General features: G+C 56.5%; 14 protein-coding genes. 7 read left to right on the top strand and 7 right to left on the bottom strand.

From position 1 onward, the window contains the following. Positions 1–220 precede the first annotated feature (220 nt). Positions 221–1135: a carbohydrate ABC transporter permease gene (locus tag DC3_RS11730; RefSeq protein ID WP_146884564.1), complete on the top strand. Its 915-nt coding sequence runs from the start codon at positions 221–223 to the stop codon at positions 1133–1135. Then, positions 1132–2016: a carbohydrate ABC transporter permease gene (locus DC3_RS11725; protein WP_146884563.1), complete on the top strand. Its 885-nt coding sequence runs from the start codon at positions 1132–1134 to the stop codon at positions 2014–2016. The genes DC3_RS11730 and DC3_RS11725 overlap by 4 nt, the downstream gene beginning before the upstream one ends. 350 nt (positions 2017–2366) lie before the next feature. On the opposite strand, the gene DC3_RS29110 is transcribed toward DC3_RS11725, so the two are convergent. Next, positions 2367–2507, bottom strand: coding sequence for a hypothetical protein (locus tag DC3_RS29110; RefSeq protein WP_186815981.1), 141 nt, complete (start codon positions 2505–2507; stop codon positions 2367–2369). 334 nt (positions 2508–2841) lie between these two features. On the opposite strand from DC3_RS29110, the gene DC3_RS11720 reads away from it, so the two are divergent. Both DC3_RS11720 and DC3_RS11715 read left to right on the top strand, forming a co-directional pair. Then, positions 2842–4071 carry an ABC transporter substrate-binding protein gene (locus DC3_RS11720; protein WP_146884562.1) on the top strand — a complete coding sequence of 410 codons (1230 nt, stop codon included), beginning with the start codon at positions 2842–2844 and terminating at the stop codon, positions 4069–4071. 125 nt (positions 4072–4196) lie between these two features. Further along, complete coding sequence (locus tag DC3_RS11715) at positions 4197–6794, top strand: PAS domain S-box protein (protein ID WP_186815980.1); 2598 nt, start codon at positions 4197–4199, stop codon at positions 6792–6794. A gap of 6 nt (positions 6795–6800) precedes the next feature. On the opposite strand, the gene DC3_RS11710 is transcribed toward DC3_RS11715, so the two are convergent. After that, positions 6801–9974, bottom strand: a complete 3174-nt coding sequence (locus DC3_RS11710) for a bifunctional diguanylate cyclase/phosphodiesterase (protein WP_146884560.1) — start codon at positions 9972–9974, stop codon at positions 6801–6803. Positions 9975–10203: 229 nt separating this feature from the next. Here DC3_RS11710 and DC3_RS11705 point away from each other — a divergent pair, with 229 nt between their 5' ends. Then, a complete protein-coding gene (locus tag DC3_RS11705; protein WP_146884559.1) occupies positions 10204–12354 on the top strand; it encodes a glycoside hydrolase family 44 protein in 2151 nt (716 codons plus the stop codon). A gap of 55 nt (positions 12355–12409) precedes the next feature. On the opposite strand, the gene DC3_RS11700 is transcribed toward DC3_RS11705, so the two are convergent. From DC3_RS11700 to DC3_RS11680, 5 genes are all read right to left on the bottom strand, one after another. After that, a complete protein-coding gene (locus DC3_RS11700) occupies positions 12410–13273 on the bottom strand; it encodes an aldo/keto reductase (RefSeq protein WP_146884558.1) in 864 nt (287 codons plus the stop codon). A 250-nt stretch (positions 13274–13523) separates the two neighbouring features. After that, positions 13524–14747, bottom strand: coding sequence for a sugar efflux transporter (locus DC3_RS11695; protein ID WP_146884557.1), 1224 nt, complete (start codon positions 14745–14747; stop codon positions 13524–13526). Between the two features lie 184 nt (positions 14748–14931). After that, complete coding sequence (locus DC3_RS11690) at positions 14932–15990, bottom strand: LLM class flavin-dependent oxidoreductase (protein WP_146884556.1); 1059 nt, start codon at positions 15988–15990, stop codon at positions 14932–14934. Positions 15991–16157: 167 nt separating this feature from the next. Continuing rightward, entirely contained in the window at positions 16158–17144 is a 987-nt protein-coding gene (locus DC3_RS11685; RefSeq protein WP_146884555.1) for a P1 family peptidase, read from the bottom strand. Between the two features lie 29 nt (positions 17145–17173). Then, on the bottom strand, positions 17174–17500 hold the full coding sequence (locus tag DC3_RS11680; protein WP_146884554.1) for a rhodanese-like domain-containing protein: 327 nt from the start codon (positions 17498–17500) through the stop codon (positions 17174–17176). Positions 17501–17796: 296 nt separating this feature from the next. On the opposite strand from DC3_RS11680, the gene DC3_RS11675 reads away from it, so the two are divergent. Both DC3_RS11675 and DC3_RS11670 read left to right on the top strand, forming a co-directional pair. Next, positions 17797–18606, top strand: a complete 810-nt coding sequence (locus DC3_RS11675; protein WP_146884553.1) for a PhnD/SsuA/transferrin family substrate-binding protein — start codon at positions 17797–17799, stop codon at positions 18604–18606. Continuing rightward, positions 18599–19246 carry a hypothetical protein gene (locus DC3_RS11670; protein ID WP_146884552.1) on the top strand — a complete coding sequence of 216 codons (648 nt, stop codon included), beginning with the start codon at positions 18599–18601 and terminating at the stop codon, positions 19244–19246. The genes DC3_RS11675 and DC3_RS11670 overlap by 8 nt, the downstream gene beginning before the upstream one ends. Positions 19247–19262 lie beyond the last annotated feature (16 nt).

Below are 19262 nucleotides of genomic sequence, written 5' to 3'. Positions count from 1 at the left end.
GGATTTCTCCTTTGGCAGCGAGGAGGGAGAGGGTTGCCGGGGGGTGAGGGAAGGTCTTGTAAAAACAGCATATACCAAAATCCGGAATTTTTTAATATATTTAAGTAAATAAAGCGAGGATCGATGAAGGCCGGTGGACCCAGTCCACCCCAGTGCCCCATCAGGATTGCCCAGAAGGAGGCCGCAACCATGCACGGCACACGCACACCCGGAGGCACACATGGCTAAGATGTCCAGACTCAGAAGGCAGGAGGCCCTGACAGGCTACCTGTTCATCATGCCCTGGCTGCTCGGATTCCTGATTTTCACCGCAGGACCCATGCTGTTTTCCCTGTTTGCCAGTTTCACCAACTACGACATCACCAGCCAGATGCGCTGGGTCGGCATCGACAACTACAGGAGGCTCTTTTTCGATGACCAGTTCTTCTGGATTTCCCTCGGAAACACGGCCTTCTACGCGGTCTTTGCGGTGCCCCTCAGCATTGCAGTGGGCCTGACCATTGCGGTGCTCCTGAACCAGAAAATCCCTGGACAGCGGGTGTTTCGCACCATCTTCTTTCTGCCCAAGGTGCTGACCGGGGTTGCAGTGCTTCTGCTCTGGCTCTGGGTCTTCAACCCTGACTTTGGCCCCATCAACACCTTCCTGAGGTCCATTGGCATCAAGTACCCTCCCTTCTGGTTCGGAGATCCCTCCTGGGCCAAACCTGCCCTCATCATCATGAGCATGTGGGGCGCAGCAGGGGGATACATCATCTACCTGGCAGGTCTGCAGGGCATTCCCAAGGAACTGTACGAAGCGGCCAACCTGGACGGTGCAAGCCCGATGCAGCAGTTCTTCAAGATCACGGTGCCCATGATGAGCCCCACCATCTACTTCAAACTCATCACCGGGATCAGTGCCGCCCTGCAATTCTGGGAAGCGGCCCTGATCATGTCGGAAGGAGGAAAAGGTGGACCGTCCTACTCCACCCTCTTCTACGGGCTCTACATGTGGCAGACCGCCTTCGGAGACTACAAGATGGGTTATGCCTCTGCCATGGCCTGGATTCTGCTGTTCATCACCCTGGCAATCACGCTGGTCCAGAACCACTTCTCCAGACGCTGGGTGTACTACGAAGGTGAGGCCAAAGAATGACCACCGACAATCTCCCCATCGCCACCACCAGAAGAGGAGGCACAGGCTCCCGATTCATTGACCGGGTGGGCAAGTTTATGGCATTCGTGCTGCTGGTGATCATCAGTGCTTTAATCCTGTTCCCCGCGCTCTGGATGCTTTCCACCGCCCTGAAGCCAGATGTGCAGGTGTATGCCAATCCTCCCATCTGGATTCCGAGCCCCATCAAGTGGGAAAACTTCGTGCAGGCCTGGACCCTTGCGCCCTTCACCCGGTACACCATCAACACCACCCTTTATACGGCTGCAGTGATTGTGGGAACGTTGCTGTCCTGCTCTCTGGCTGCGTATGGGTTTGCCAAACTGCGTTTCCCAGGTAGAAACATCCTCTTCACCATCCTGCTCTCCACCATGATGATTCCCGGCATGGTGACCATGATTCCCCAGTACATCCTGTTTTCCAAACTGGGATGGGTGGGCAGCTACCTCCCCCTGATTGTGCCAAGCTACTTTGCAGGGGCCTTCTTCACCTTCCTGCTCAGGCAGTTCTACCTGGGCATCCCCAACGAACTCTCTGAAGCTGCACGGGTGGACGGAGCCAACGACCTGTGGATCTGGTGGAAGGTGATGGTTCCCCTTTCCAAACCTGCCCTGGCCACCGTCGCCATCTTCACCTTTGAGGGCACCTGGGATTCCTATGTGGGTCCTCTGCTGTACCTGAACAGCGACAAACTCTACACCCTGCAGGTCGGCCTGCAGTTCTTTCGCACTGCTTCGGAAGTGCAGTGGCAGTACCTGATGGCCGCCAGCATTCTGGTGATGCTCCCGGTGATCATCATTTTCTTCGCCTTCCAGAAGTACTTTGTGGAAGGGGCCGCCATTGGCAGTGGGGTCAAAGGCTAAGGTCTTGTGTTGTTTGATGGCCTCCCTCTGGGAGGCCTTTTTTTCTCAGGTGCTGCTCAAGTTGCAGGAAGGGCAGAGCCTTGAAAGGTGGCAGAACCTTGCAAGCCAGGAGAGATCTGACAGTCAGGATCAAAAAACAGGAGATGGGGCCTCTTCATGGCCCGGTCTTTTTCTGGGAAAACGTTTGACCAATGTGTTGAACCCAGATTTCCGCGCACCCAGGATGATTGTGCTGGAAATCGGCCCCAATTCTTAGGGCTGAATCTCAGAAAACCTTTCTCCTTGCTGCCGTTTTAGCCCTTTCAAGTGCTCATCGGGTCATATCAGGGACCCCTGCCACGCACTGGGTTTCAGGAATCTGCCCTGAAATCCAAAAGGAGTTTCATCAGAAACCCGCCTTTTTGAAAGTTTTGTTTCATCATGCATCCTGGTCCAGCAAGCCGTCCTGAGGCTGTCATATGAAAAAGCACTTCCTGGGCGTTGTTTTTCATGTCGGAATTTTCCACTCTGCTTCTGAGCACATGAATTGTTACAGGCTGTTACGAATCAACACGTTCGCTCAGGAATTTTCGCTTCATTTTGATATGCGGATTTTGCAGGACATCCAGTAGAATCCTCTTGAGCAAACGTTTTCAATTCTCTTCGCTGTGATCCACAGACCGCAGCCCTTCACGGGTGTTGCTGTCAAAGGTCACTTCTGTTCCAGCCGTGCAGGCATGGACGCCTTCACCCGTGCCTGCACGACATGTTTCTGCTTTCAGGATTCTTTTGAAAGCCAGAGATGTGCTTCCATACGCCCTGTTCTCTCTGAGGAGGAAAGTTAAGATGAAACGCGTTCTTGGTCTGATTGTTGCCCTCTCTGCCTACGGCACCGCCCAGGCAGCCACCCTCACCGTCAGTTGCTTCTCCAACATGAATGTCTCGGTGGAAGCCGCCATTCCCATGTGGAAAAAGCTCCACCCCGACGTGGACATCAAAGTCAACACCCTGGCCTATGGTGACCACCACAACGCCCTGACCACTGCACTTGCCACCGGCTCTGGTGCAGGAGATGTCACCTGTGTGGAAGTGGGATTTGTGGCAAAATTCGGTGAGTCTGGCGGTCTCGAAGACCTGCTGAAAGCCCCTTACAACGGCAAACAGTACCAGAAACAGGTCACTGCTTACGCATGGGCGCAGGCCACCAACCCTGACGGCGGCATGTACGTGTTCCCTGCAGACATTGCACCTGGTACCCTTTTCTACCGTGACGACATCCTCAAGAAGGCAGGCGTCACCACCTCACAGCTGACCAAGAGCTGGGACAGTTACATCCAGGCAGGAAAGAAAATCAAAGAGAAGACTGGTGCCTACCTGCTCCACAACGCTGGCTTTGTGGCCCAGGCCTACATCCGTGCAAAAGTCACCAATGGGGAAAGCCTCTTCTTTGACTCAAAAGGCAACCCTGTCCTGACCAGCCCCCGTTTCGTGCAGGCCATCACCCTGGCCAAGCAGGTGCGTGACGCCAAACTGGACGCCAACATCGCCGAGTGGAGTCCTGAGTGGACCGATGGCCTGAACAAAGGACGCATTGCCACCCAGCCTTTCGGGGCCTGGTTTGAGGGCACTATGCGTGGCCTGATTCCCGACACGGCAGGCAAATGGCGTGCTGTGGACCTTCCCGAGAAAAGCTACGCCACCTGGGGTGGAAGCTTCATGGCCATCCCCAAGCAGAGCAAAAACAAAGAACTGGCCTGGGAATTCCTGAAATTCTTCTCCCTCAACCGTGAAGTGCAGCTGAACTCCTTCCGGGTGAACAGCTCCCTCCCCTCCCTGAAGTCTGCCCAGAACGATGCGCTGTTCCGTCAGCCTGTGGACTTCCTCGGTGGACAGGTGGCCCGACCCATGTGGGTTCGCGCCGCCAACAATGTGAAGGGCATCGAGTCCAACCGTCTGGAGTCTGTTGCCAACGATGCGTTCGCTGCGGCCCTCGACAAGGTGCTGAACAATGGTGTGACCATCAAGGCCGCTCTGGAAGAGGCCCAGACCCTGGTGACCCGTCGTCTGAACCGTTGATCGGAGCTTCAACCTGCAGGGACCCCATGAGGGTCCCTGTTTTCGCATGGACGGCATTCCTGGGCAGGAAAGAGTACAATCAGGTCATTCCCTGTCCGCACCTGAGGGACTTCAGAGGAGATGGCTTGAATTCACAGAATTCAACAACGCAACACCTGCATGCCCTCCCCGCAGAGGACCTGATTCAGGTGCTCTCTGATCCTGCATGGATCAGCACCACCAGTCACCTTTTGCAGAGCGTCAACGCTGCCTTCAGGGATTGTTTTGGGCCAGATGTTTTGCAACTGGGTGAGCTTTTCCCGGAGCAGGCGCTTCTGACCTGGGAACCAACGAACCCTGTACAGGTGCAGGTTCATCTGGGCAGTCTTTTTGGAACGCTGTCATTGTTCCCATGTCACACTTCAGCAGGAGAGACAGGCTGGTTGGGGATCTTCAGACCAGAGGTGCCAGAAGGTGATCGGCTGCAGGCGCTGCATGCTGCACTGGCATCAGCAGAAACCCCGCAACAGATGCTGCAGCAGATTCGTCAGAAGTTGCCCCATCTGGTTGGCTGCATTCTGGTGTCAAACACCGGAGAAGAACGAGTTGCTGGAAACGTTCCAGAGCACCTCTCTGCCAGACACGCACCCGACAGCTTGATGCTGCAAAAGGCAGCGGGCGTCTCTGTGCTGTGGTGCCCGCTGCCTTTTCAGGCATTCACGGTTGGCTTTGTCAGGGCAGGTGAGGTGGGCTGGACAGAGCTTGAGCAGGTGATCCTGCAGTCCTGCAGCCTGTTGCTGGCAGATGCCCTGGAGCGCATGCAACTCAGAAAGCAGCAACATGAGCTGCAGCAAGTGCAGGAAGAAACCATTGCCCGATTGCAGGCCATTCTGGACAATGCCCCGGTGGGCATCGGGCTCAGGAACACCGAACTGAAAATCGAACTGGTCAACCGCAAGGCCGCAGAATACAACCAGCAGCCCAGCGAAGAGCACCAGAACCGCACCATGAATGAAATGTTCCCAGGGGCCTTCGAAAAGGTTGAAAGGATGCTCCAGCAGGTGCTCACCACCGGAGAGCCCCTCCTGGATGTGGAACTCACCGATCAGGACCTTCCTGGCTTCCGAAAAGGTCACCACTGGCAGCTGAATTACTTCCCGGTGAAAAGCAGAGATGGCCGCACCCTCGGCGTGGGCTCGATCATTCAGGACATCACTGCCCGCAAGAATTCAGAGATGGCCCTGCGGGAGAGCCAGCACTTTCTGCAACGGATTGCTGACACCGTTCCCACCCTGATCTATGTTTATGATGTGCGGCAGCGCAAAAACATTTATTTCAACAGTGAACTGAAAAACATTCTGGGATACACACCAGTCGAAATGGATGCACTGGACCAGACCTCCGCCTCCAGCATGATTCACCCGGATGAACTCCCTGCCACCTTGCAGCACTACCAGCGGCTTTTTGCCCTCGAAGCAGGGGAGACCCTCCCCAGAGAATACCGCATGCGGCACAAAAACGGCTCCTGGCGCTGGCTGTACACCAGAGAAACGGTTTTTGTGCGGGATGATCAGGGAACACCCCTTCAATTTCTGGGGGGCGCAATCGACATCACCGACTGGAAAGAGGCCCAGCAGGCCATTCTGGAAAGTGAAAGGCGCTTCCAGCTGGTGGCAGACCGGGCTCCAGTGATGATCTGGATGGCCGACCCGCAAGGCAATGCAGTGTTTCACAACCAGAGCTGGACGGAATTTACCGGCAGACCTCCTGAGCAGGACCTTGGCACGGGGTGGATGGACCTGATGCATCCAGAAGATCGGGCACGTCTCCTGGGCAATTTCATGGACCCGGAACGCCTGCAGCAACCTTTCGAAAGTGAATACCGCATGCTGCGCCATGATGGACAGTACCGCTGGGTGGTGGACCGTGGAACCCCCAGATTTTCACCAGATGGGCAGTTCAGGGGGTTCATTGGGGCCTGCATCGACATCCATGACCGCAAGCTGGCAGAGGATGCCCTCATGCAGAGCGAACAGAAGCTTCGTGAACTCAGTGAAGCCCAGAAGCGTTTTGTTGCAGATGCGGCCCATGAACTCAGAACCCCCCTGACCAGCATTCAGGGCAACCTGGACCTTTTTGTGCGCTTCCCACACATCCCAGAAGACGAGAAGAAAGAAATCCTCTCAGATGTGCAGCGGGAAGCCACCCGTCTGGGCCGTCTGGTCAATGACATGCTGCAGCTTGCCAGAGGGGATGCCGGGGCCACCCTGCGCATGGACACCATCCACCTGGATCAGGTGGTGCTGGATGTGTGGCGTGATCTGGAACGGGTTTCGCCCAACCACACCATGCAGCTCTTGCAGGTGGATGAAGTCGAGATGCTGGGTGACCCGGACCGCCTGAGACAGCTGGTGCTGATCCTGGTGGAGAATGCCCTCAAGTACACGCCCAGAGGGGGAGCTGTGAATCTGGAATTCCGCAAACTCGGAGAACTGGCAGAGCTCAGGGTGTCGGACACAGGAATTGGCATTGGTCCAGAAGACCTGCCCCGGGTGTTTGAACGCTTTTACCGTGCAGACCGCTCCCGCCACCGCAGCGAAGACCCAGGAGGGACAGGACTGGGTCTCCCCATTGCCAAATGGATTGTGGAGGGGCACGGAGGAGAGATCCACCTGGAAAGTGAAATGGGGGTGGGCACCACTGCCGTGGTCAGATTGCCCATTCGCTTCACCGATGAGGGTTGACCTGCTTCACCCTTCCGGTGGGAGTGCAGCAAACTTTTCAACAAAGGCGACAAAATCACCTGCTGGCAAAGGACGGGCAAAATAATACCCTTGCACCAGATCGCAGCGTTTGTCTTTCAGCCACTCGGCCTGCTCCAGGGTTTCCACCCCTTCGGCAATGACTGTTTTTCCGAGTTTGTGGCTCATCGCAATGATGGCGTCCACAATGGCGGCTTCGCTGGTCTGGTGGATGCCCTGAATGAACGAACGGTCAATCTTGATGTACCCGGTGTCAAAACGGGTCAGGTAATTCAGACTGGAGTATCCGGTTCCGAAATCGTCCAGCGCAATGCGGATGCCTGCTTCCTGAAGCTGCCTGATCTGGCAGACGATTTCGCTCTTCTCCTGGACAAAGACACTCTCTGTGATCTCCACAATGATGCGTTTTGGTGCGATGCCTGCCGTGGAGATGTAACCCAGCAGGCGGTCCATGGTTCTGGGGTCCATGAACTGCTTCGCGGAGATGTTCACAGAGACTTCAACAGGAGGGACGCCTGCTGCATCCCATTTCTGCACCTGCTGGGTGACGGTTTTGAACACCCAGTCACCCAGGGCATGGATCAGGTCGCTTTCTTCTGCGATGGGAATGAAAATGCCTGGACTGACAAACCCTTTTTCGGGGTGCTTCCAGCGCAGCAGGGCTTCGGCCTTGACCACCTGACCGGTCACAAGGTCCACAATGGGCTGGTAGTACATTTCCAGTTCATTCCTGCGAATGGCAAAGCCCAGGTCGTTGTGGATGCGCCTCTTTTCGAAGGCAGTGTCCTGCATCGATCGCTTGAAGAAACGGAACCGGTTCTTGCCCTCACTTTTGGCACTGTACATGGCCTGATCTGCGCTGACCATCAGCTTGTTGGGGTCTTCCGCATCGTCTGGGAACACCGTGATGCCGATGCTTGCAGAGAGCATCACCTGTTCCCCGGACAGTCGGTAAGGATGCCGCAGGATGCCCAGGATGCGCTCGGCCACCAGGGTTGCAGAGGGGGCTGCTTCATCCAGCTGGGTGAGCAGGATCACGAATTCGTCTCCGGACAGGCGGGCCATGATGTCTGACGCCCGGATGCACATGCGCAGGCGGTTGGCCACCTCGATCAGCATCTGGTCCCCTGCAGGATGGCCGTAGGTGTCGTTGATCTCCTTGAAGCGGTCCAGGTCAATGACCAGCAGGGCGCAGGATTTGGAGGTTCGGGCAGCCGTTTTCAGTTCCTGTGACAAAAGCTCGTAAAACAGCCTGCGGTTCGGCAGGTCGGTAAGGGCATCATAATTGGCCTGATGCCTGATCAGGTTTTCAGTGGCCTTCTGGGAGGTGATGTCCCACGCAGTTCCCAGCATCCTCACCTCGCCATTTGTGGAGGGCAGGATGCGGGCATGCAGGCGCAGGATGCGGGTCTGTCCCTGCACCACCACCCGGGTCTCTGCCCGGAAGATGTCATGGCCCAGTCTGGGATGGTCTGCCAGATTGCGGAACGTTTCAGACAGAGAGGGAGCATCATCGGGATGCACATGGTGCTCGATCAGGGCATAGATGTCCAGCTGGTGCGGAAAATGGCTGGCTTTCACATCAAAGAGTTCTGCCATGCGGCGGTCGAGGGTCATGCACATGGTTTCTGCGTCCCACTCCCAGATGCCAATGCCCCCTGCTTCGGTGGCGATCAGCAGTTTGCTGGACAGGGCTTCCAGCTGGGAGCGGGCCAGTTTGTTTTCGGTGATGTCCTGCAGGGTGCCATAGAGCTGGGTGACCTGCCCTTCGCGGTTTTCGGCCACCCGACCCCGGATGTGCATCCAGCCTTTCTTGCCCTTTTTGCCCAGGTATTCGACATCGAGTGCAAAACCTTCACGGGTTTCAATCGCATGTGCGGACGCTTTTTGCAGTTCCTGCCAGCTGTTCGTGCTGAACAGTTCTGAAATTCGCGCATCGGTGGGCAGGGTGTCATCCGGGCGGTAACCCCACAACCTGCGCAGGTCATCGCTCCACTCGAATTGCTGTTCCACCACATTCCAGCGCCAGCGGGCAACCTGTGCAATTTCCTGGGCTTCTTTGAACCCGGATTCCACAAGTTTTTCACGCGTGACATCCCAGGTGGTGCCAATCACCCGGATGGGCTGTCCACTGGCACTGCGCTCCAGACCGGCGAAACAGCGCAAATGTCGGATCAGGCCATTTGGGAGCAGCACCCGCAATTCGATGTCCTGTTCCACCGATCCCATCAGCACCCGGTAGGTGAAACCCACAGCAGCAGAGGCGTCTTCTGGATGCAGCAGTTTCTCCCAGCCTTCGAGTTTCCCGGAAAATTCTTCCTGGTTTGTGCCGTACAGTTCCAGCATCCGGTCATCCCAGTAAAGGGTGTCAGAGTGGATGTCCCATTCCCAGATGCCCACCCCACCTGCTTTGAGGGCAAGAGACAGGCGGCTTTCCAGTTGCTCGAGTTGCTTCTGGGCCCGTTGTTGTTCGGTGCTGTCCTCAAGTCGCAGCAGGTAACCTGCAGGTTCCTGAAGAGCACAAACCGTCAGGTGGGCCAGCCTTTGTTGCTCACCTTGCCGCAAGGTGAGGTCTGTTTCCTGTGAAGTTCCAGGTTTTACAGCGATCACAGGGTGTCCGGTGAGCTTTTCCCAGGTCTCTGCTTCAAAGGGATCAAAGTCGGTGCCTTCGGTCAGTTTGCGGAAGCTGTCCCCGGCCCACAACAGTTGCCCTTCGGCGTCCAGCAAAGCAAATCCCTGTGAGGGATGGTTCAGTGCGGTTTGCAACAGGTGTTCTGGCAGAAAGGCGTTCTGTGGTGGGAAGGCTTCCACCACAATGGTGGTGGTCTTTCCCCGTCCCACAGAAGTGAACATGAAATGTTGCATGACCTTCTGGCCTTGCGGCAAACACACTTCCATGCGTGCAGAGATGGGCAGCCGGGTTTTGCTCAGTCGATCCTGCACCTGCAACAGGCTTTCGGGTTTCCACCAGGGAGACGACCAGAACGAAACCCCGATCAGGTCCTGTCTCGGCACCTGCAAATCTTGAAGGATGCTGTCACTGGCTTCCAGAATGCTCCCCTGTCGGTCCAGCACCAGCACCCAGTGCCGCAAACCGCCGACCAGTGCCTGATACAACTGGTCATTTCTGGAAAAGGGATTCACAGACCGAATGGGTTTCACGGAGTGCTCCACCTTTCAAGCTGGATCTGCAGAAACTCGGCAACGATGCCAATGTGATGAACACTGTTATGAACATTGTAAAGACATCTTCATGACATGAATCTGACCTTCATGGACCGATTCTTGCAGATCAGGAGGTGTTTGAACAGCCATTCGCACCAGAGATCACTGGGATGTTGTGTGAAACCTGATAGTCTGTGGTCAAAAGCTTTTTCTGGAGGAGACAAACATGCAATTGAAGGTGCTGTTCATTGCCTTGCCCCTGACCCTGGCTTTGATGGCCTGCAATTCATCCACACCCTCAACAGGCCACCAAAACCCTCCAGGGATGGACACAGCTGCATTCACCAACAGCAGGCCTGTCTATGTCGATGCTCTGGCTGCAGGCTGGCAGAACTGGTCCTGGAACACCACCATCAACTTTGCCGGTGCGAGTCCGGTGCAGGCCGGAACACGGGCCATGCAGGTGACCTTCAACAGTGCCTGGGCAGGCCTGTACCTGCACACCGACACCGGGATCGACAGCACAAAGGTGGACACCCTGCGACTGTGGGTGCATGGCGGAACTGCCGGCGGCCAGACCGCACGGGTGGTTCTCGAGATTGGGGGTGTCCTGCTGGACAAAGCCTACACGTTCAAAGCCACGGCAAACACCTGGACCCTGCTCGAAATTCCCACCAGCACCCTGGGAGCCTCCGGAATGATCACGGGTCTTGCTGTGCAGGACACCCTGGGCAAGGCCCAGCCTGCCTTTTACCTGGATGAAGTGCTCTTCTACCAGAAAGGTCCTGTTCAGCCCCCTGCCGACTTTGTGCTCAATGTGGATGCAGCCCTGGGCAGGAAACCCATCAGCCCGAACATCTACGGAATCAGCTTTGCTGGAGAGACCCTGGCAAAAGACCTGAAGCTGCCCGTCCGGCGCTGGGGAGGGAACCGCACCAGCCGTTTCAATTACAAGGTGGATGCAGATGCCACCGCCAGCGACTGGTATTTTGAGGGGTATCCGGTGGCCAACTCAAATCCTGGCATCCTGCCCAAAGGGAATGCAGTGGACCTGTTTGTCCAGCAGGACCGCCGCACGGGCACAGCCAGTCTGATCACCGTGCCCATGATCGGTTATGTGACCAGGGACCGCAACATCACCTGTGGGTTCAGTGTGAAAAAGTATGGTGCACAGCAGGCAGTGGACCCCTGGCACCCAGATTGTGGAAATGGGGTGAAACCAGACGGAACCTTCATCACCGGAAACAACCCCCTGGACACCAGTGTGGCCGTCAATTCCGCATTTGTGCAGGGCTGGATCACCCACCTGACCCAGACGTTTGGGAAGGCAAGTGCCGGTGGGGTGAAGTATTACAACCTCGACAACGAACCCATGTTGTGGAACAGCACCCACAGGGATGTACACCCCCAGCCCCTTGGTTACGATGAACTGCTGAACAAGACCATCGACTACGGCAGCAAGATCAAGGCTGTGGACCCTGCTGCACAGCTGCTTGGACCGGCAGAGTGGGGTTGGACCAATTACTTCTATTCTGCCAGGGATGCTGCAGCAGGTGGAGACTGGTGGAACACCCGTCCAGACCGCAAAGCCCACGGAGACATGGAACTCGTGGCGTGGTACCTCCAGAAACTCAAGGCTTATGAGACCACGAATGGCAAGAGGCTGCTCGACTACCTGGACCTGCATTACTATCCACAGAGCGGGGTGTACAACAGCGATGTCTCGGCCAGTGCCCGGGCCAAACGCCTGCGCAGCACCCGCAGCCTCTGGGACAGCACCTACACTGATGAAAGCTGGATTGCGGACAGAGTCAACCTGATCCCCAGAATGAAGCAGTGGGTGAACACCTATTATCCCGGCACCAGACTGGCCATTGGTGAGTACAACTTTGGTGCGCCAGACCACATCAACGGGGCTGTGGCCCAGGCGGATGTGCTGGGCATCTTCGCCCGTGAAGGGGTGGACATGGCGGTGCTCTGGGGCACGACCTTCCTGAATCAGGGGGATGCAGGGTATGACCCTGACCGCACCCCCATCACCTACGCCATGCGCATGTACCGCAATTACGACGGTCTGGGAGGTGCGTTCGGGGACACTTATGTACAGTCCACCAGTGCAGACCAGAGCAAGGTGGCTGTTTACGCTGCAGAACGGGTCTCGGACAAGGCGGTCACGGTGATGCTGGTCAACAAGCAGGAAGTGGCCCAGACGGTGGTGCTGCAGACCAGGAATGTCACGGCAACCAATGCGAAGGTGTACCAGTACACCGCTGCCTCTCCGAAAGCCATTGTGGCAAAACCCAACCTGACCCTGAGCGCAGGCAAAGTCAGCACCTCCCTGCCCGCATCGAGCATCACCTTGCTGGTCATCAAGTAAAATCCTCAATCAAAAGAGCCCACACAAGGTTGTGTGGGCTCTTTTCTGGCTGAATTTATTCCAGCAGTCTCTGAATCGCTGCAAAATCCTCATCTGAAAGTTCAAGGTCTGCTGCCTTCTGGTTTTCTTCAAAGTGCTTGATGCTTGAAGTTCCAGGAATGGGAATGATGTTGGGTGAGCGTTTCAGCAGCCATGCCAGGGCCACCTGGGATGGGGTGGCCTGCAGTTTGCGGGCGATGGAATCCAGAACGCCGCCTTCACGGGCCAGGTTGCCGGTGGCCAGAGGGAACCACGGTATGAACCCGATGTTGTGCTGGGCGGTGTAGTCCAGCACGGCCTCAGATTGTCTGTTGCTGAGGTTGTACAGGTTCTGGACCGTCACCACGTCCACAATCTTGCGGGCCGCCTCGATTTCTTCCACGGTCACTTCGGAGAGGCCCACAAAACGGATCTTGCCCTCGTCCTGCAATTCCCTGATGACTCCGAACTGCTCGTCTCTGGGGACTTTGGGGTCAATGCGGTGCAGTTGCCACAGGTCAATGCGGTCCAGCTTGAGTTTGCGAAGGCTCAGTTCCACGGCCTGCCGCAGGTATTCCGGACGTCCCACCGGAGCCCAGCGGTTGGGACCCTGGCGGGTGTTTCCCCCTTTGGTGGCAATCACCAGACCTTCGGCATAAGGATGGAGCGCTTCACGGATCAGGATTTCGGAGGTGTCGGGTCCGTACGCGTCTGCGGTGTCAATGAAGTTCACCCCCAGTTCAACGGTGCGCCTGAGCAACTGCCTTGCGGCTTCAGGATCTTCAGGCTCTCCCCAGATGCCGGGTCCGGTGATGCGCATGGCTCCGAAGCCCAGACGGTTGATTTCGAGTTCGCCGCCAATTTTGAAGGTTTTTGGACGTGCAGTGGGTGTTGTGGTCATGGTTCACCTCTTGTGTGGATCAGGTCAGATGGGAATGTATCTGCGGGGCAGATCTCACCACAGCCTATGATGGTTTACAAGATTCGTCAACTATTCACGTCCAGACCTGCCCTACTGTCTCTCTGGCATGTTGAACCATCATTGACTGGCAAGCGTTTCAGGCATAAACGGTCCACAAAAAAGATTCTTTAGATCAACAATAGCTTTTTGAGTCACAGCTGTGCTCTCAGGAAGTGGGGAAACTCTGGAATCAGCCGATCACTTTGCGGGATTTGTGGTAGGCCTGCAAATGCTTTTCCCGACCGAAGAAGTACAGCAGGGTGGCGCACAGCCAGCACATCCCCATGCACACCAGAAACAGCTCACGGTTCTCCAGCAGGCTTCCCAGGGTGCCAAACAGCAGACCACTGAGGATGGACCCGGTGCGGTTGGTGTTGGCATTCAGTGTGGTGGCCATGCCCGGTTCTTCTGGGAGCAGGTCCTGAAAGTAGGAGATACCGAGTCCCTGGGTCACAGAGATCACCAGTGCAGTGAGGATCTGGGCAGGAAAGATCTGCCAGATGTGGGTGGCCTGACTGAGCACCAGAAAATACACCCCCTGCAGGACTGCGGCTGCGATGATCAGGCGACTTTTGGGGAGTTTCGCGGCGATGATGCCGAAAAAAATCATGAAGGGGATTTCGAGCCCTGCTGCCAGACTGAACAGCAGCCCAACCTGGCCTTTGGTTCCATGCAGGTCCTGCACCACCCTCAGCGGCAGGGCAATCTGACTGAGGGCTCCCGCCACACTCAGCAGGGTGAATCCTGTAAAAATCGCCATCACGGTGGGGCTTTTCAGCACAGCAGACAGGGGTTGACTGGCAGTGGCCTGTCTGGGTGCACTCTTCAGGGCCTTGAACCGGTAGACGATCAGGGCTGCAGCAATCGCGCACAGGGCTGCCACCCGGTACAGCCAGGGAAAACCAAAAGCCCCAAGCAAAAGTGCCCCTGTGGCTGGACCGATCACCCAGGCCAGCGAGAAGAAGGTTCTCAGGGTGCTGATGGCCAGTTCGGGTTGCTTCACCTGCTGTTCTTGCAGCCGAATGCGAGCAAAGGCAAACAGCTGCGGAAAAGCAGCAGACCCAATGGCAAGCAGGGTGCAGGCAATCAGCAGCAGAACATAGAAATTCCGCACCTCACTGAACAGCAGATAACCCACAGCAGAAGAGAGCAGGGCCAGCAGCAAGATCCATCTGCGGTCCTTTGCCCGGTCTGAGAGTTGCGCCAGGCGGGTGCTGATCACGATGCTCGCCACCGACATGGAGGTCACAAAAATCCCGAGCTGGGTTTTGGACATGTGGGCTTCGGTGGTGGCAAACAGGGAGGTGTACGGCATGATGTAGGAGAAGGCAATCCCGAACATCATCAGGGCCGCACTGAACTGAAGGTATCCAGGAATCTGGAAGAGTTCCCTGAGGGTGGAGAAGAACTTCATGGCTGGCTTTCTGTGCTGAAGTCAGGTGTAAACGATTGCAAACCCATGCTGGCTGTATGTTAACAGAGCCACCTTCCGGTCAGGGTCCATCCTGTCAAAAGATGTATACAACAGGAAATTTTCAGCAGTGGTGTGAAAACAGGGAAGCTCTGGGCATTCCCAGAGCTTCCAGAAGATTCAAGGTTCAGGCGTTTTCGACCATTTCTGTGCTTTCTGAGGCAGGACGCCAGCCAATGGAAGGAGCAATGTGCGTGGCGATGGTCTGCAGCATTCTGGCGTTGTATTCCACCCCAAGCTGGTTCGGGACCGTCAGGAGCAGGGTGTCTGCAGACTGCACAGCAGGGTCTTTTTGCAACTCCTGGGCAATGACATCCGGTTCGCCCACATAACTGCGACCAAAACGGGAACGTGCACCGTCCAGAATCCCCACCTGATCGGTGTCGGCGTGTCCACCAAACAGGTAACGGTCAAAGTCTGAGGTGATGGGCAGGATGCTGCGGCTCACAGACACCCGGGGTTCACCGACCCAGCCTGCTTTGTGCCAGGCTTCTCGGAAGAGCGCAATCTGTTCTGCCTGCAATTCGCCAAAGGGCACACCTGTGTCTTCGGTCATCAGGGTGGAGCTCATCAGGTGCATGCCCTGCTCACCTGCCCAGACGGCAGTGCTCCGGGTGCCTGCACCCCACCAGATGCGGTTTTGCAGGGTGGCAGACTGGGGCTGAACTGGCAGCATGGCCTGGGAGGGCCTTCCTCCTGCATCTGCGGAAACCATCCCTTTGCCCTGGATGGCTGCCCGGAACAGTTCGGTTTTGTCCTTGGCATAATCGGCAACCGATTGCCCATCCTGGGGAATGTACCCGAAAGCTTCGTACCCTTTGTAAGCCTGCTCGGGAGATCCGCGACTGAGGCCCAGTTGCAATCTGCCACCACTGATCAGGTCGGTGATGGCTGCTTCTTCTGCCATCCCGAGAGGGTTCTCATACCGCATGTCGATCACTGCGGTGCCCAGTTCAATGTGCTGTGTGCGTGCAGCCATGGCCGCCAGGAGAGGAAAGGGTGCAGAGAGGTGTTTGGCAAAGTGGTGCACCCGCAGGAAGGCACCATCCAGACCGGCTTTTTCCGCTTCAACGGCAAGTTCGATGGTCTGTGTGAGGGCTTCTGTGGCGGTGGGGGTGTGAGAACCCCTGCCACCCTGCCAGTGCCCGAAGGTCAGGAAACCGACTTTTTTCGGATGTGTGCTCATCAGTGCTCCTTGAAAGAACAGAGGAGAGGGCTGCTCTAAACTATATAAATTATAGCACTATATTGATTCAAGTTCAAACCATTCTGATGTGGTGTCCTTTCCAGAACATCAGAGAAAATGCTTCCGCCAGAAATGAGGGTGTGCCCTTCCACAGGACAGCAGGGGGTCTATGGTCCGGTTTTCAGCAGGCGCTTGAAGGTGGGAAAATCTTCCGAAGTTGCCTCCAGCACAGCGTTTCGAATGGCAAGCAGAACCACATCGGCAGCAGCCACAGAGACCTCATGCAACTGCAGAGGGTGCTGCAGGGCAAGCTTTTTTGTGCCCACGGCAAAAACCGTGTCTCCATCAAAGAGGGTATGCACAGGATGGATGGCACGGGCAAAGCCATCATGTGCCATCTGGGCCACTTTTTTCAGCTGGGTCTTGTTCAGTGTGGCGTTGGTGGCAACCACGGCCAGGGTGGTGTTCTGCCCGATCTGTGGACCGCGTTTTGCCGGAGGAGGCTCGATGCAGCCCACAGACCAGCCTGAAGGCACAAAGGCATCTGCATAAAGCTGGCCTGTTTCCGGATGGTACACCTCTCCGGCAGAATTGAGGGCCACCAGGGCAGAAACCACAATGCCTCCGGGCAGCATCAGGCTGGCCGTTCCGATGCCCCCTTTCAGGCTGCCTGCCAGGGCTCCCGTTCCTGCGCCCACACTTCCACAAACCACCGGGCCTTCCGTTGCCGCTGCTGCAGCCTGATATCCAAAACTGCGGTCTGGAAAACGTCCACGTGCTGCTCCACGCTCCAGATCAAAAAGAATGGCTGCTGGAACGATCGGCACATGCAGGTGGTCATGAATCCTGAAGCCTTTACCCTGTTCCAGAAGAAACTGCACCACTCCAGAAGCAGCGTCCAGCCCGAAAGCACTCCCTCCGCTGAGCACCAGGCCCTGAATGTCCTCCACAAGGTTTTCCGGTTGCAACAGGTCGGTTTCACGGGTGCCCGGCGCTGCCCCACGCACATCCACACTCGCCGCTGCACCCTCCGGAAAAAGCACAGCAGTGGTTCCAGACAGCAGTTCCATGTCCGTGTGATGCCCGACCAGGATGCCTTCAACATCGGTCAGGCTGTCTGTGGGGCCTGAAGTCCATGCATTTGAGGCGCTCATGCCCCATCCTAAGACACTTCGGAATGGTCTTAAAGCTCTTCTTCCACAGGAAGCCCTGCCTTTTTCCAGCCCTGAAACCCGCCCTCGAGCACGCGGGCATCCAGGCCATGGGATTGCAGCAGGTCCCGGGCCTGTTCTCCTCTGGAGGAACCCGGATGAAACATGTTGCAGTACGGGACGATGGTCTGCTGCGGCAAATCACCGATCCTGGATGCCAGGTCCGCAAGGGGAATGTGAATGGCTCCTGGGACATGTCCAGCAAGGTATTCTTCTTCGGAGCGCACGTCCACAATCAGGGGCTGGTTGTGCTGGGTTTGCAGGTGTTGCAGTTCATCGGGTTCAATTTTCTGGGTCATGGATGCTCCTTGGGGGTGGGACCTTCAATGCCAGTATTATTGATGATTTTTGTAAATAAATAAAGTTTCGGCATTTTCCTGGATGGATTCTGATCCAATGGAAAAGGAGCGGCGGAGAGGTGGCTGACCCCATAAAGCACGTTGTATGGCCATAAAATCCGGCCTTCCTGAGGTGCTGCTCTGGTTTGAAGGCTACAGCCCTTGCTGGCCAGATCGCTTAGTTGACAATTTATGTAAACTAATCTAGGATTGGTGCACAAAAGGGACAGGAAAGCCTGCCCAGAAAGGAGAAGATCATGACCCTGGTTCGCCCCATCACGGTGGATGTGGTGTCCCTGCTGGGACCCGGCCACCAGCAACACCTGCTGGATCTGGTGAGGCTTTTCGAGACCCACCCCCAGCTGAACCTGAAATACCAGCCCGCAGAACTGTGGACCACCGACGAAAAATCCCTCAGAAACGGAAACGCACAGGCGGGCTTCATCTGTGGCCTGCTGGGACTGGAGCATGACCACCTCGACTTTCTGGCGGTGCCGGTTCCCCTGCAGGAACGCTCAAAAGGCCAGCCTGTGTACTTCAGCGACGTGATTGTTCACCGAGACAGCATTTTTGACAACCTGAATGATCTGGCTTACGCACACTGGGCCTTCAATGACCTGACCTCTCTGTCCGGTCTTGCTGCCCCGCTGTCCCGGCTTGCCCAGCAGTCTGCGCCCTTTGGAGGACGATTCACCCCAAGTGGCTCACACTTGCAGTCCATCCAGCAGGTGCGTGCCCAGCAGGTGGACGCTGCTGCGATTGACAGCCAGGTGCTTTCCTGGGTGATGCAGCAACAACCCAGGCTCAGGCAGGAACTCCGCATCATTGAGAGCATTGGACCCTTTCCAGCCCCACCTCTTGCCGTGCACCGGAACCTGGACCCCAGATCCCGTCAGGTGTTGCAGGAGGCCCTGCTGAAGTTGCACCTCACCCCTGCAGGTCAGGACCTGCTGCACCGGTCAGGGTTCAGCCATTACCAGATCACGCACAAAGACCAGTACCAGATTTTGCACAAGGTGGCCTCGCAGGCCAGCGTGCTGCACCACACCGGAGCTCTTCATGTCTGAACACCAACATGCCCCCTCACCCTCCGCGTCCAGATTTGTACAGCTTGCTTTCGAAGAACAGCTTCCAGAACGTCCTTTTACCGATCCTGCCCACAATGCCCTGGACCTCTCGAACCTGCAGGACATGCAAGACACCCTGCTCGGGACCCTGCTGACCGGACGCACCCATGAAGAGAGGCTGGAACACGGCCAGTGGCCCCACACCCTCCACGTTTTTGATCCTCATGCCCTGCAAAACCTCCCTGAGCTTGCCTTTGTGGGATTCCGTTCCATTTTGAGGCCAGATGCGCCCGCTGACATCCGGCAGGAACTCAGTGCCATCGATGCAAAGCTGGTGGAGGCGCTCAGACAGGAACCCTCACCTGCCATTCTGAGTTACAGCTCACGGCAACTCGATCCCTTCAACTGGCTGAACCTGGTGGTCCTGAAAGACCTGTCTCACATGGGGTACTGGCAGCACAGCGCCCACCACCAGCGCGCTTCCCAGCACCTGTCACCGCATTATTACCAGGGGATTCGACTGCACAATGGCCTCCTGAAAGGTGGAATTCAGGGAACATTGCAACTGGTCAGCACCAAGTATTATGACTTCAGTGCGGACCGACCCTGGCTGGCCATTCGCACCTCACTCAAACGTTGAACCCCATTTTGTTCTG

The organism is Deinococcus cellulosilyticus NBRC 106333 = KACC 11606 (assembly GCF_007990775.1).
GTDB classification, from domain to species: Bacteria; Deinococcota; Deinococci; order Deinococcales; family Deinococcaceae; genus Deinococcus_C; species Deinococcus_C cellulosilyticus.
Note: the sequence above shows the minus strand (reverse complement) of the source record. Positions and strands in the feature narration are given on the sequence as shown.